General features: G+C 72.2%; 14 protein-coding genes. 3 read left to right on the plus strand and 11 right to left on the minus strand.

Annotated features, from left to right (window positions below):
* Nucleotides 1-4: 4 nt before the first annotated feature.
* Both codA and OG386_RS21115 read right to left on the minus strand, forming a co-directional pair.
* Entirely contained in the window at nucleotides 5-1,306 is a 1,302-nt protein-coding gene (gene codA, locus OG386_RS21110; RefSeq protein WP_328789445.1) for a cytosine deaminase, read from the minus strand.
* 36 nt (nucleotides 1,307-1,342) lie between these two features.
* Nucleotides 1,343-1,510 carry a hypothetical protein gene (locus tag OG386_RS21115; protein ID WP_301368538.1) on the minus strand — a complete coding sequence of 56 codons (168 nt, stop codon included), beginning with the start codon at nucleotides 1,508-1,510 and terminating at the stop codon, nucleotides 1,343-1,345.
* A 111-nt stretch (nucleotides 1,511-1,621) separates the two neighbouring features.
* Between OG386_RS21115 and OG386_RS21120 the strand changes: the two genes are divergently transcribed.
* Nucleotides 1,622-3,427, plus strand: coding sequence for a S9 family peptidase (locus tag OG386_RS21120; protein WP_328789446.1), 1,806 nt, complete (start codon nucleotides 1,622-1,624; stop codon nucleotides 3,425-3,427).
* Nucleotides 3,428-3,470: 43 nt separating this feature from the next.
* On the plus strand, nucleotides 3,471-4,235 hold the full coding sequence (locus OG386_RS21125; protein ID WP_328789447.1) for an SURF1 family protein: 765 nt from the start codon (nucleotides 3,471-3,473) through the stop codon (nucleotides 4,233-4,235).
* Between the two features lie 52 nt (nucleotides 4,236-4,287).
* Here OG386_RS21125 and OG386_RS21130 read toward each other — a convergent pair whose 3' ends face one another.
* From OG386_RS21130 to OG386_RS21160, 7 genes are all read right to left on the minus strand, one after another.
* A complete protein-coding gene (locus tag OG386_RS21130; protein WP_328789448.1) occupies nucleotides 4,288-5,373 on the minus strand; it encodes a hypothetical protein in 1,086 nt (361 codons plus the stop codon).
* Nucleotides 5,370-6,134: a SigE family RNA polymerase sigma factor gene (locus OG386_RS21135; protein WP_443053185.1), complete on the minus strand. Its 765-nt coding sequence runs from the start codon at nucleotides 6,132-6,134 to the stop codon at nucleotides 5,370-5,372. The genes OG386_RS21130 and OG386_RS21135 overlap by 4 nt, the downstream gene beginning before the upstream one ends.
* 171 nt (nucleotides 6,135-6,305) lie before the next feature.
* A complete protein-coding gene (locus OG386_RS21140) occupies nucleotides 6,306-7,379 on the minus strand; it encodes an aspartate-semialdehyde dehydrogenase (RefSeq protein WP_328789449.1) in 1,074 nt (357 codons plus the stop codon).
* Nucleotides 7,376-8,650: an aspartate kinase gene (locus tag OG386_RS21145; protein ID WP_030726444.1), complete on the minus strand. Its 1,275-nt coding sequence runs from the start codon at nucleotides 8,648-8,650 to the stop codon at nucleotides 7,376-7,378. Before OG386_RS21145 ends, OG386_RS21140 begins: the two co-directional genes overlap by 4 nt.
* A gap of 129 nt (nucleotides 8,651-8,779) precedes the next feature.
* The gene (locus OG386_RS21150; protein WP_266594517.1) at nucleotides 8,780-9,427 is read right to left on the minus strand and encodes a DUF5063 domain-containing protein; all 648 of its coding nucleotides are present in this window, start codon (nucleotides 9,425-9,427) and stop codon (nucleotides 8,780-8,782) included.
* Nucleotides 9,420-10,019 (minus strand): recombination mediator RecR, encoded by a 600-nt coding sequence (recR, locus tag OG386_RS21155; protein ID WP_030010802.1) that lies wholly within the window; start codon nucleotides 10,017-10,019, stop codon nucleotides 9,420-9,422. Before recR ends, OG386_RS21150 begins: the two co-directional genes overlap by 8 nt.
* Before the next feature lie 34 nt (nucleotides 10,020-10,053).
* Nucleotides 10,054-10,398, minus strand: a complete 345-nt coding sequence (locus OG386_RS21160) for a YbaB/EbfC family nucleoid-associated protein (protein WP_094744798.1) — start codon at nucleotides 10,396-10,398, stop codon at nucleotides 10,054-10,056.
* Between the two features lie 269 nt (nucleotides 10,399-10,667).
* On the opposite strand from OG386_RS21160, the gene OG386_RS21165 reads away from it, so the two are divergent.
* Entirely contained in the window at nucleotides 10,668-11,414 is a 747-nt protein-coding gene (locus OG386_RS21165) for an SLATT domain-containing protein (RefSeq protein WP_328789450.1), read from the plus strand.
* Between the two features lie 79 nt (nucleotides 11,415-11,493).
* Here the strand turns inward: OG386_RS21165 and OG386_RS21170 are convergent, their stop codons facing one another.
* Together OG386_RS21170 and OG386_RS21175 are read right to left on the minus strand one after the other, a co-directional pair.
* Nucleotides 11,494-12,144, minus strand: a complete 651-nt coding sequence (locus OG386_RS21170; protein WP_328789451.1) for a hypothetical protein — start codon at nucleotides 12,142-12,144, stop codon at nucleotides 11,494-11,496.
* An 86-nt stretch (nucleotides 12,145-12,230) separates the two neighbouring features.
* Nucleotides 12,231-12,896 (minus strand): GntR family transcriptional regulator, encoded by a 666-nt coding sequence (locus OG386_RS21175; protein WP_328789452.1) that lies wholly within the window; start codon nucleotides 12,894-12,896, stop codon nucleotides 12,231-12,233.
* Nucleotides 12,897-13,007: the final 111 nt, after the last annotated feature.

Consider the following 13,007-nt stretch of genomic DNA (forward strand, 5'->3'; position numbering starts at 1 on the left):
GGCGTCAGCGTAGGCGGCGGCTGAAATCGATCTCGGACGGGGGCTCCCCCGGCCAGTTCAGCCGGGTCGGGGCGGGCGGGGTTTCGGCGAGGACGGTGCCGCGCGAGACGACGTACCGCGGGCGGACCTGGCGACGGATCGCCTCCTCGGGCGACGGCGCCGGGAGGAGTACGAAGGAGGCGGGGGCGCCCGCGGTGATGCCGTACTCGGTCTCCGCGAGGCCGAGCACCCGCGCCGCACGTTCCGTCACCATCGAGAAGGCCAGCGGGATCTCGTCGGCGCCGGTGAGCTGGGCGGCGTACAGCCCGACGAGGGCGGTCTGCAGCGGGTTGGCGGTGCCCAGCGCGTTCCAGGGGTCCATCACGTCGTCGTGGCCGAAGGCGACGTTGACCCCGGCCGCCAGCATCTCCTTGACCTGGGTGAGGCCGCGCCGCTTGGGATAGGCGTCGAAGCGGCCCTGGAGGCCCAGGTTGGCGAAGGGGTTGGAGACCAGGTTGATGCCGGAGCGGGCGAGCAGGCGCTGGAGTTTGAAGCTGTACGCGCCGTTGTAGGAGCCCATGGCCGTCGTGTGCGAGGCCGTGGCGCGCCCGCGCAGCCCCGAGCGCAGGGCCAGCGTCGCCAGCACCTCCACGAAGCGGGACTGCTCGTCGTCGATCTCGTCGCAGTGCGCGTCCACCCGTAGGCCGTGCTCCTCGGCCAGCGCGAAGGCCGTGTGCAGCGAGGCGAGGCCGTCCTCGCGGGTGTCCTCGAAGTGCGGGATCGCGCCGACGACGTCCGCCCCGCGGGCGACGGCCTCGCGCATCAGCCCCTCGCCGCCCGGGAAGGAGACGATGCCCTCTTGCGGGAAGGCCACGATCTGCAGGGTCATGAAGTCCCGGACCCGGTCGCGCACCTCCAGCAGCGCCTCGAGCGCGGTGAGGTCCGGGTCGGTGACGTCGCAGTGGGTCCGCACGTGCAGCACCCCGTGGGCGGCCTGCCAGCGCAGCACCTCGGTGGCCCGCGCGACCACGTCCTTGCGGGTCAGGGTCCGCTTGCGCTCGCTCCAGCAGGCGATGCCCTCCCAGAGGGTGCCGGAGGCGTTGGGGCGGGGCTCGCCGACGGTCAGCGCCGTGTCGAGGTGGATGTGCGGCTCGACGAAGGGAGGCGTGAGCAGGCCGCCGTGGGCCTCGATGAGGATGCCGGTGACCGGTGGTTCCTTCTGATCGTCGTACGGGATGACCCGCGCGATGCGGCCGTCCTCCGCGACCTCGACGTCGGACAGGCCGTGGGTGTGCAGCAGCCGGGCGCCCCGGACGATCATCCGCATGACGCCAGCCTAGACAGACCCTTCGCCGGAGCGGGCCTAGCCGCGCTTGGCCTGGGCCTTCTGCTGCATGCCGCGCGTCTTCGCGGCGGTGCTGTGGACGTCCCGGACCGCAGCCTTGGCACGGGCCTCGGCAGCCGTGTTCTTGGCCAGCGCGCGCTCGGAGTCCTGGTGGCTGTGGTGGCCGGTGCGGGCCTTCTTGGCCATGATCGTTCCTCCTCGGACGGAACGGCCGACGCGTTCCACTGTGCGCCCGTTCCGAGCGGTCGGCATCCCGGGGAGTGCTGCGGCCGGAGCGCTGCGGCCACAATGGGGCGCATGACCAGCGACAGTGAGATGACCCCCGACATGCCCGACTGGGAGAAGCGGTTCCGGGCACCGCGCGTCGGGCTCCCCGACTGGGCCGAGGACGCCCCGGACCGTTCGCTCTTCGTCTCCAATGCGACCGGAACCTACGAGATCTACGCGTGGGACCGCGCCACCGGCGAGCAGCGGCAGGCCACCAGCCGCCCCAACGGCACCACCGACGGAACCCTCTCCCCCGACGGCGAGTGGATCTGGTGGTTCTCCGACACCGACGGCGACGAGTTCGGCACGTGGGTGCGCCAGCCCTTCGCGGGCGGCTCCGACGAACCGGCCACCCCTGGCCTTGCGCCCTCGTACCCCGCCGGGCTGGCCATCGGGCGGGACGGGACGGCCGTCGTGGGGCGCTCCACCGACGAGGACGGCTCGACCGTCCACGTGGTCCGGCCGGACGGCTCCGCGCCCACCGTGATCTACCGGCACCGGGAGTCGGCCGGCGTCGGCGACCTGTCCCGCGACGGAACGCTGGTGGCCGTCGAGCACACCGAGCACGGCGACGCCATGCACTCCGCCCTGCGCGTCCTGACCTTGGACGGGACCACCGTCGCCGAGCTGGACGACTCCCGGGGCGGGTCCGAGGAGCTGGGCCTGGAGGTCCTCGGTTTCGCGCCGGTCCTGGGCGACACCCGGCTGCTCGTCGGCCACCAGCGGCGCGGCCGCTGGGAGCCGATGGTCTGGGACGTGGCCACCGGCGCCGAGCAGGAGCTCGCGATCGACCTGCCGGGCGACGTCAGCGCCGAGTGGTACCCGGACGGATCCGCGCTGCTGGTCGCGCACAGCTTCGAGGCCCGCAGCGAACTGTGGCGCTACGACCTGGCCGCACGGGAGCTCGTACGCGTGGACACGCCCGCGGGGTCGGTGTCGGGGGCCACCGCGCGACCCGACGGGACGGTGGAGTACCTGTGGTCCTCGGCCGCCGAGCCCTCGGCGGTACGGTCCACCGCGGGCGGCATCGTCCTGGACCCGCCCGGTTTCCGGGCTCCCGGCTCGGTACCGGTCGAGGACGTGTGGGTGGAGGGCCCGGGCGGGCGGATCCACGCGCTCGCGCAGCGGCCGGCGGGTCACGGCGAGGGCCCCTTCCCGACGGTCTTCGAGATCCACGGCGGGCCGACCTGGCACGACAGCGACTCCTTCGCGTCCGCCCCGGCGGCCTGGCTGGACCACGGCTTCGCCGTGGTGCGGGTCAACTACCGCGGCTCGACGGGGTACGGCCGCGAGTGGACCGACGCCCTCAAGCACCGGGTCGGGCTGATCGAGCTGGAGGACATCGCGGCGGTGCGGGAGTGGGCGGTCTCCTCCGGCCTCGCGGACCCGGCCCGCATGGTGCTGTCGGGCGGTTCCTGGGGCGGGTACCTGACGCTGCTGGGCCTGGGCACGCAGCCCGAAGCCTGGGCCGTGGGCCTGGCCGCCGTACCGGTCGCGGACTACGTGACGGCGTACCACGACGAGATGGAGGCGCTGAAGGCGCTGGACCGCACGCTCTTCGGCGGTACGCCGGAGGAGGTCCCGGACCGCTTCGAGGCGTCCTCGCCGCTGACGTACGTGGACGCCGTGAAGGCGCCGGTCCACATCGCGGCCGGCGTGAACGACCCGCGCTGCCCGATCCGCCAGATCGACAACTACGTGGACCGGCTGGCCGCGCGCGGCGCCGTGCACGAGGTGTACCGGTACGACGCCGGTCACGGTTCGCTGGTGGTGGAGGAGCGGATCAAGCAGGTCCGGATGGAGCTGGAGTTCGCGCTGAAGCACCTGCCGCACTGACCCTGCGGGAGGGCCACCGGTGCACCCCCCGTACGGTGGTGGGGTGCACCGGTTTCTCCTGACCCCGCGCTGGTGGGGGATCAACGTCTTCGTCGCGCTCGCCGTTCCCTTCTGCCTGTTCATGGGGTCCTGGCAGCTCGGCCGGTTCGAGGACCGCGTCGACAGCCACAAGGAAGCGAGCACGGAGCGGCCGGCCGACCAGGTGGCCGCGCCCCTGGACTCGCTCCTTCCGGTCGACAAGACGACCTCCGGACGGCTGGCCTCCACGGCCGGGGAGTACGGCGACCAGCTGCTGGTGCCCGAGCGACGGCTGGACGGCCGGTCCGGGTTCTACGTGCTGACGCTGCTGAAGACCGACTCCGGCAAGACCGTCCCGGTGGTCCGGGGTTGGCTGCCGGGGGTGGCGGATCCCGCGAGGGCGCCGGTCCCGCCGACCGGCCGGGTCGAGGTCAGCGGGGCCCTGCAGGCCTCGGAGAACGCCGGTACGAAGGGGGTCCACTCCCAGGGCGGGCTGCCGGCCGGGCAGCTCGGGGTGATCAGCGCGGCCTCGCTGGTCAACATCGTCCCGTACGACCTGTACGACGCCTGGCTGACCGTGCAGACCCCGTCGGAGGGGATGGTTCCGGTGCCCGCGCAGGCGCCGACCAACACCGGGCTCGACCTGAAGGCGTTCCAGAACCTCGGCTACACCGGCGAGTGGTTCGTCTTCGTCGCCTTCGTGCTCTTCATGTGGTTCCGGCTCTACCGTCGCGAGGTGGAGACCATCCGCGACGCCGAGGCGGGCCTGCTGGAGCCCGCCGCGCGCTAGCCCTGCCGCCCGGAACGCCGACACCGCCTCTGGGCCCGCCCGGGGACGGTGGCTAGGACAGCGGGATCGCGCCCGTCCGGTAGACCGTACCGCCGCAGGCCTCGGGGATCGTCGTCCGCGTGGTCGTGGCCCCCGACTGCGGGGTGTGCGAGACGGCCACGCCGGACGGGGCCGGGGACGCGCCCGCCTGTGGTTCGACGACCGGTCCGCTCCCCGTGCCGCCCGTGGCGCCCGCCGGCTCGGTCTGCGGGGGCTTCCCGCCCGTGCCCGTGTTCGCCGGGGCGCAGGTCTGTCCCGACGGCACCCACGCGAAGCGGACCTCGTACGCCGTGTTCGGAGGGAGCACCAGCGCCGGAGCCGCCGCCGCCGGGTCGGGCAGCAGCCCGCTCGCCGGATCCCCCGCCGTGTGGCCGACCACGGCGACCCCGGGACCCGAGCCGGCCCCGGTACCGGGCGCCGCGGCCGCGGTCAGGGTGTCCTGGCCGTTGACGGCGCAGCCCTGCGCCGAGACGTTGGTGACCCGGAAGCTGCCGTACACCCTGCCGTCGGTCTCCGGGGCCCGGGCAGAGCCCACCACCCCGAGCTGGTCCGCGCCGCACCCGGGCACTCCTGGCGCCGCCACCGGCGGCAGCGGGCCCGAGCCCGCCGCCGAGCCGCCGGAACCGGCCGGTCCGGCGGAGGTCCCGGCGCCCGACGGGCCTGCCGTCAGACCGCTCGCCGAGGGGCCCGCCGTGGCGTTCGGCTGCCCGGTGACCCCGCCCACGGACGGGACCTCGCCGAAGGAGTCGGTCGCCTTCGGCAGGGACCCGAAGCCGTTCTGGTGGGGGTCGGAAACCGGCGAGTCCCGCTTCTCGCCCGTGGCCTCACCGTGCCCGGCCATCGCGGGGTGGTCCGTGGCCGGGCCCTCGGCAGCGGACAGGTGCAGTGCGGTCGGGATCGCCGTCCCTACGAGCAGCACGGCCGCGGCGGCGCCGACGAGGGCGGCCCGGCGGTTGCGGGTCCGGCGCGCGGGGACGGCGTCGCGCAGTCGATCCAGCGCGTCGGCGGAGGGCTGCAGGCCCTCGACGGCGCCGCGCAGGAGGATGCGTAGCTCTTCTTCCCCGCTCGCCCCGCCCGGCGGTGTGTGGTCGTCCATCATGACTGCGCAGCCTCCATCGCCACCCGCAGCGCGGCAATGCCCCGCGATCCGTACGCCTTCACCGAGCCGAGCGATATTCCGAGCGTCTCGGCGACCTGGGCCTCCGTCATGTCGGCGAAGTAGCGCAGCACCAGCACCTCGCGCTGGCGGCGCTGCAGTCCACGCATCGCCTTGATCAGATCGTCCCGCTCCAGCTGGTCGTACGCGCCCTCTTCGGCGCTGGCCATGTCCGGCATCGGCTTCGAGAGCAGCTTGAGGCCGAGGATGCGGCGGCGCAGGGCGGACCGCGAGAGGTTCACGACGGTCTGGCGCAGGTACGCCAGGGTCTTCTCCCGGTCGCGGACCCGGTTCCGGGCGGAGTGCACCCGGATGAAGGCCTCCTGGACCACGTCCTCGCAGGAGGCGGTGTCGTCGAGGAGCAGTGCGGCCAGGCCCAGGAGCGAGCGGTAGTGCGCCTGGTAGGTCGCGGTGAGGTGGTCGACGGTGGTTCCGGCCACCACCTCGGGCGTCTCGGCCGCCTCGGCCGCCTCGCTCTTGCTGCTCCCGTCCGTCTCAGCGCCGTCGCGCGGCGCGGGCACGAGACCGCCCCGGATCGGTACGGCGGTCCGTGCGGGTGCGGCCGACGGTCCCGCTGAGGGCCCCGCCGGCGGGACGGGCACGATCACGGGAAGACCGCCCCCGGGTGTGCGGAGACGCCGGCGCGACGGGATGATCCCGATCTGCGCCGGCCGGACGGCCTGGTCGAGCAGTGTGTCTGCCACGCCGGTTGGACACGCGTCCCCCCATCAGGGTTGTACGCGCGAGGCGGCCTCACCAGCAAAATCCTTATTGCCCTCATGCGTACCCGCTCTTCCCGATTGCCCCGTCTTTATCGAGACGGCAGTCGGGCCATCACCTTGATCAAGGGATCAGCACCGATCCTACAAAGCGAATTACGCAAATTCACCTGCGATCAGTTCCGCAATCTGTGTGGCATTCAGCGCTGCGCCCTTGCGGAGATTGTCGGCGCACACGAAGAACTCCAGGGCGTGACGGTCGTCGAGCGAGGCCCGCACCCGCCCCACCCAGGCGGGATCCGTCCCGGCGGCGTCCACGGGAGTGGGGAACTCCCCGGCCGCCGGGTCGTCCACGAGCACCACGCCGGGGGCGGCCTCGAGGATCTCCCGGGCGTGCGCGGCCTCCACCTCGCGCTCGAACCGGGCCCGCACGGTCAGCGAATGCCCGGTCAGTACGGGCACCTGAACGCAGGTCACCGACACCGGGAGCTGCTCCAACTGCAGGATCCGGCGCGTCTCCCCGCGTACCGCCAGCTCGTGCGAGGACCAGCCGTCCGCGCGCAACTCGCCGGACCAGGGCACGACATTGAGGGCGAGCGGGGCCGCGAAGGGGCCGGTGTCCTCGCCCACGGCGCGGCGCACGTCTCCGGGCTGCTCGCCCAGGGAGGTCCCGGCGACCAGCGACTGCTGGCGGCGCAGCGCCTCGGCTCCGGCCCGGCCGGCGGCGCTCGCGGCCTGGTACGAGGAGACGACCAGATCGCAGAGGGAGTACTCGGAGTGCAGCGCGCCCAGGACCGTGACCATGGTGGCGGTCACGCAGTCCGGGCCGGCGACGATCCCGCGCGGCCGGATCCGTACGGCGTGCCCGTTGACCTCGGGCACCACCAACGGGACCTCGGGGTCCTCCCGGAAGGCGGCGGACAGGTCGATGACGACCGAGCCGCGCGTGGTGACCACGGGGGCCCACCGGGCCGAGACGTCGGCCGGGGTGAGGAAGAGGGCGATGTCGCCCGGTCCGAGGCCGTCGAAGGCGTCCTCGGTGAGGGCGATCACCTCGGTCTCCTCCGCGCGGACGGCCAGCATGCGGCCGGCCGAGCGCGCGGAGGCGATCAGGCGGATCTCGCCCCAGACGTCGGCCCGCAGGGACAGCATCTGGAGCAGGACCGAACCGACTGCTCCGGTCGCCCCGACCACGGCGAGTGCCGGGCCGGAGGACCGGGTGCGGGTCATCGTCCGGTGCCTCCGTAGACGACGGCTTCGGCACTGTCGGAGTCGAGGCCGAAGGCCGTGTGCACGGCGCGGACGGCCTCGTTGACGTCGTCCTGGCGGGTGACGACGGAGATGCGGATCTCGGAGGTGGAGATCAGCTCGATGTTCACGCCCGCGTCGGACAGCGCCTGGAAGAAGGAGGCGGTGACGCCCGGGTTCGTCTTCATGCCGGCGCCGACCAGGGAGATCTTGCCGATCTGGTCGTCGTAGCGCAGGGAGTCGAAGCCGATCGCGCCCTTCGCCTTCTCCAGCGCCTCGATGGCCTTGTGGCCCTCGGTCTTGGGGAGCGTGAAGGAGATGTCCGTGAGGCCCGTGGAGGCCGCCGAGACGTTCTGCACGATCATGTCGATGTTGATCTCGGCGTCCGCGATGGCGCGGAAGATCGCCGCGGCCTCGCCCGGCTTGTCCGGGACACCGACGACCGTGATCTTGGCTTCGGAGACGTCGTGCGCGACTCCGGAGATGATGGCGTGCTCCACCTGCGCGTCCCCTTGCGGATTCTCGTTGCTGACCCAGGTGCCCGGCAGTCCGGAGAAGGACGAGCGGACGTGGATCGGGATGTTGTAGCGGCGCGCGTACTCGACGCAGCGGTGCAGCAGCACCTTGGAACCGGAGGCCGCGAGCTCCAGCATGTCCTCGGAGGAGATCCAGTCGATCTTCTTGGCCTTCTTCACGACGCGGGGGTCCGCGGTGAAGACGCCGTCGACGTCGGTGTAGATCTCGCACACCTCGGCGTCCAGCGCCGCGGCGAGCGCGACGGCGGTGGTGTCCGAGCCGCCCCGGCCGAGGGTGGTGATGTCCTTGGAGTCCGCGGACACGCCCTGGAAGCCCGCGACGATGGCGATGTTGCCCTCGTCCAGCGCGGTGCGGATCCGGCCCGGCGTGACATCGATGATGCGCGCTTTGTTGTGGACCGAGTCGGTGATCACGCCTGCCTGGCTACCGGTGAACGACTGGGCCTCGTGGCCCAGGTTTTTGATCGCCATGGCCAGCAGGGCCATGGAGATCCGCTCCCCGGCGGTCAGCAGCATGTCGAATTCGCGCCCGGCAGGCATCGGCGATACCTGCTCGGCGAGATCGATCAGCTCGTCCGTCGTGTCGCCCATCGCGGAAACCACGACGACCACCTGGTGGCCGTTCTTCTTGGCATCCACGATCCGCTTGGCGACGCGCTTGATGCCTTCGGCATCCGCTACGGAGGAGCCTCCGTACTTCTGCACGACAAGGCCCACGTGCGCTCCTCGCTCAGTCCGTCTCATTGCTGGTGCAGTGTAACGAGCGACCGGGATCCGACCGCCTCGTACCACATCATGAGACGAGAAGATCAGAGAATGAGTTCCCGGTCCGGCCGCCGCGTTCGCTCAGGTGCGGCCGAGGCCGCCGAGCTCCTCGGCCATCACCTGTCCGGCCTGTTCCGCGAGGTCGTCCTCGGCCAGGTCCTCGTCCGTGTCCAGGCCGTCCAGCGCCGCCAGCGGCTGGTCCAGACGTACGTGGGCCACCAGCGACTGCAGTGCGCGCAGGGTCGCCGAGGCCGTCGGACCCCAGTTGGTGAAGTACGAGAACTGCCACCACCACAACGCCTCGGTGGTCCGCCCCGCCCGGTAGTGCGCCAGCCCGTGCCGCAGGTCCGCCACCACGTCGGCCAGGTCGTCGGAGATCCGGTGCGCGACCGGGGCCTTGCGCGGCTCGTAGGGGTCGAAGACCTCCGAGTACACGTCGACCGGCTCGAGCATGTAGGCGAACCGCTCGCGCAGCTCGTCGACGTCCGGCTCCGGGCCGAGGTCGGGCTCGTAGCGCTCGTCGGGCAGCACGTCCTGGTACGCGCCCAGCCGGCCGCCCGCCAGCAGCAGCTGGGACACCTCCAGGAGGAGGAAGGGCACCGCGCTGTCCGGGTCCTCGCCCTTGGCCACCTCGGTGACCGCGACGATGAAGGACTCGATCTGGTCCGAGATCTGGACGGCGAAGTCGTCCGGATCCTGGCCCAGGGCGTGCAGCGTTGCGTCAGACATCGAGAAGTCGCCTTCCTTCAAAGGCCCGCCCGAGCGTGACCTCGTCCGCGTACTCCAGATCTCCCCCGACGGGGAGTCCGCTGGCCAGGCGGGTGACCTTCAGGCCCATGGGCTTGATCATGCGGGCGAGGTAGGTGGCGGTCGCCTCACCCTCCAGGTTCGGGTCGGTGGCCAGGATCAGCTCGGTCACCTCGCCGTCCGCCAGGCGCGCCAGCAGCTCGCGGATGCGCAGGTCGTCCGGGCCGACGCCCTCGATCGGGCTGATCGCGCCGCCGAGGACGTGGTACTTCCCCCGGAACTCGCGCGTCCGCTCGATCGCGACGACGTCCTTCGGCTCCTCGACGACACAGATGACCGTGGTGTCCCGGCGCGGGTCGCGGCAGATGCCGCACCGCTCCTCCTGTGCCACGTTCCCGCACACCGCGCAGAACCGGACCTTGTCCTTGACCTCCAGGAGCGCGTGCGCGAGGCGGCGGACGTCGGTGGGCTCGGCCTGCAGGATGTGGAAGGCGATCCGCTGCGCGCTCTTGGGCCCGACGCCGGGCAGCCTGCCCAGTTCGTCGATCAGGTCCTGAACCACGCCTTCGTACAACGGACTGCCTTCTTTCGTCGGGTAGGGGAGAGGGTTAGAACGGGAGGCCGGGGATACCGCTGCCGCCGCCCAGGCCCTGGGCCAGGGGGCCCAGCTTCTGCTGCTGGAGCGCCTGCGCATTCTCGTTGGCCGCCTGCACCGCGGCGACCACCAGGTCGGCGAGCGTCTCCGTGTCCTCGGGGTCCACGGCCTTCGGGTCGATCACCAGCGCCCGCAGCTCACCGGATCCGGTGACGGTCGCCCTCACCAGACCGCCGCCGGCCTGGCCCTCGACCTCGGTCCGTGCAAGCTCCTCCTGCGCGGCCGCGAGATCCTGCTGCATCTTCTGGGCCTGCTGGAGCAGCTGCTGCATGTTGGGCTGGCCACCACCGGGAATCACAGGGCACTCACTCCATACGTTGTACGTCGAGACCTTCGGAACGCTGGTCAATCCGAGCCTACGTGCTCCCCGGGCCCCGCGCCCTACGCCGTGAGGACCAACTCTTTCGAGTGAGAGACGAGGCGTGCGCGTACCTGATGGAGACCTCCTTGCGGGCGGAAATCCCGGGAATCGTCGCCCATCGCCCGTCATTCGAAGGTAGGAAGAGCATGCGCATCATTGCGCACACGCGCACCACCACACGTCAGCGCAGGCAGAGGGAGTGCCGGGTGAGCCAGCCGGAGATGCAGCCCGAGGGGCCACCCCGGGATCCCCGGGAGGAAGGCGGCGGACCGATGGCGGCGGGCGATCTGACCGGCCGGCCGTTCCCCCTCGGGGACTGGGGCGAGCCCGCCGAGCGGCTCGACGAGCTCTACCGGCGGGTCGAGGCCGATGCCCTGCGCACCGCCGAGTGGTACCTGTCCGACCGGGCCTGGAAGCGGCGCGGTGCGCGCGTGCTGCGCGCCGCGGCGGCCGTGGGCGCCGTCACGGGTGCCTCGATGCCACTGCTGGAACTGACGGGCTCGATCCCGGGCGCCTCCACGTACGGCTACCTCGCACTGCTGCTGGGCGCGGCCGCGCTGGCCTGCGACCGGTTCTTCGGGCTGACGTCCGGGTGGATGCGGAACGTGGCGACGGCCCAGGCCGTGCAGCGCCGGCTCCAGACCCTCCAGTTCGACTGGGCCTCGGAGAACGTGCGCGAGGTGCTCGGCCCCACCGAGGGCACGGCCAGCGAGGCCGCGGAGCGGTGCCTGACCGTGCTGCGCCGCTTCTCGGAGGACATCACCGAGCTGGTGCGGTCGGAGACGGCGGACTGGATGGTGGAGTTCCGGGCCGGGCCCGCGCCGCTGGTGATGCAGTCGCTGGGGGCCTCCGGGGGACGCCCGGACGCGAACGTCCCGCCCGCCCGCTTCCCGCTGCCGCCGGGCACCAGACCGAACATGCCCCGGCAACGGCCGCCGGAGCAGCCGCGCTGAGACCGGGCGGAGCCGGTGGGGGCCGGGGTTCCGCGCAGCGGACCCGCACCCGTACCCGTACCCCGCCCACCAGCACCGCTCAGCTGAAGATGATCATCGAGCCCTGGCCGAGGCTCCGCGTCGCGGCCGCGTGCAGTCCCAGCCACACGTGCCGCTCGCGGGCGAAGGGGCTGTCGTCGTACGGAATCGGCCCCGCCGGCTCCTCCAGCAACGTCGGCCGCCCCGGCGGCGCCGGCGCGGCGGGCGGGTTCCCCGGGTCTATCCCGATGGCGGGAGCCACGAACAGCAGCTCCCGCAGCAGCCCCTGCCCGGACCCCAGCGGCCCGCCCCCGGCCAGCAGCTCCTCGTTCGCCAACGGAGCCGCGAAGTCCACCGGGACGTAGGCCCCGGCGTGGTCGTAGTGCCACACCAGGTGCGACTGCTGGGCCGTGGGCTCGAACATCTCCAGCAGTTGCTCGTAGTCCCCGCCGAGCTCGTCCACCGGGGTCACGGGCAGCCCGCAGAGCTGGAGCATGTACGCCCGCCTCAGGAAGTGCAGGGCGTCGTAGTCGAAGCCGGCGACCGGGGCGACGTCCCCGCTCAGGCCCGGCATGTACGCGAACACGGGCACGGTCGGCAGTCCGGCCGCGCCCAGCGCCCTGTCGTACGAGGCGATCTCTTCCGCGAAGGGGTTGTCGGGGCTGTGGCACAGCACGTCGACAAGGGGGACCAGCCACAGGTCACAGGCCACTCGGCCTCCGATCAGTCGTTGTCGCCGATCCGGCCAGCGTAGTGGGCCGGACACCCTCCGCGAAGGGGTGCGCAGAACCTCGGCGCTCAGAGGCGGGCGGCCCAGGCCAGCGCGTGCTCGTTGTAGCCGTGCACGATGCCGCGCACCGCGTCGGCGTCGGCCAGCGTCACCGCGTCCACCAGCTCGCTGTGGCCGTCCCACAGTGCCGCCCGCAGCTGCGGCTCGCGCTGGAGGTGGGGGACGGCGAAGACCCAGCACTGCACGCGGATGCGGTGCAGGAACTCGGAGATGTAGGTGTTGGCGACCAGCCCGCTCAGCTCCCGCCAGAAGCGCAGGTCGTAGCCGATCAGCACTTCGAGCGAACCGCTCTGCGCGGCCCGTCGGGCCTCCTCGCCCCGGCGGCGCACCGACACCAGCAGCTCGGCGGAGCCCGGGGTGGTGCCGCGCTCGGCGAGGCGGCGGAAGATCCCGTCCACGACGAGCGAACGGGCCTCGACCATGCCCCGGAAGTCGTCCACGGAGAAGATCCGGACGCGGAAGCCGCGGTGCTGGACCAGTTCGAGCAGCCCTTGGGCCGAGAGGTCCACGAGCGCCTCGCGCACCGGGGTCGCGGAGACCTCGTACTGCTCGGCGATCTGCTTGACGGTGAACTCGGTTCCCGGAGGCAGGCGCCCCGCGAGCACCTCGTCACGCAGCGCGTCCGCGATCTGCTGGCGAAGTGTGTTGCGGGTGACAGCTCCGCTGCCTGGCATAGGGGTCCGTCTCCTGTCGTAGAGCTCCGGACACCATAGGCCAGACAGCGCGGCCGAAAACCGATCGGTAGCTAACCGATATCCGACATCCGCACCCGGTGCCCGGGGGCG

The organism is Streptomyces sp. NBC_00273 (genome assembly GCF_036178145.1).
GTDB lineage: Bacteria > Actinomycetota > Actinomycetes > Streptomycetales > Streptomycetaceae > Streptomyces.

Bases quoted from the DNA above. Each gene is read 5' to 3' on its own strand.
- codA (WP_328789445.1), bottom strand. From the start codon at position 1,306: ATGCGGATGATCGTCCGGGGCGCCCGGCTGCTGCACACCCACGGCCTG.
- OG386_RS21115 (WP_301368538.1), bottom strand. From the start codon at position 1,510: ATGGCCAAGAAGGCCCGCACCGGCCACCACAGCCACCAGGACTCCGAG.
- OG386_RS21120 (WP_328789446.1), top strand. From the start codon at position 1,622: ATGACCAGCGACAGTGAGATGACCCCCGACATGCCCGACTGGGAGAAG.
- OG386_RS21130 (WP_328789448.1), bottom strand. From the start codon at position 5,373: ATGATGGACGACCACACACCGCCGGGCGGGGCGAGCGGGGAAGAAGAG.
- OG386_RS21140 (WP_328789449.1), bottom strand. From the start codon at position 7,379: ATGACCCGCACCCGGTCCTCCGGCCCGGCACTCGCCGTGGTCGGGGCG.
- OG386_RS21150 (WP_266594517.1), bottom strand. From the start codon at position 9,427: ATGTCTGACGCAACGCTGCACGCCCTGGGCCAGGATCCGGACGACTTC.
- OG386_RS21175 (WP_328789452.1), bottom strand. From the start codon at position 12,896: ATGCCAGGCAGCGGAGCTGTCACCCGCAACACACTTCGCCAGCAGATC.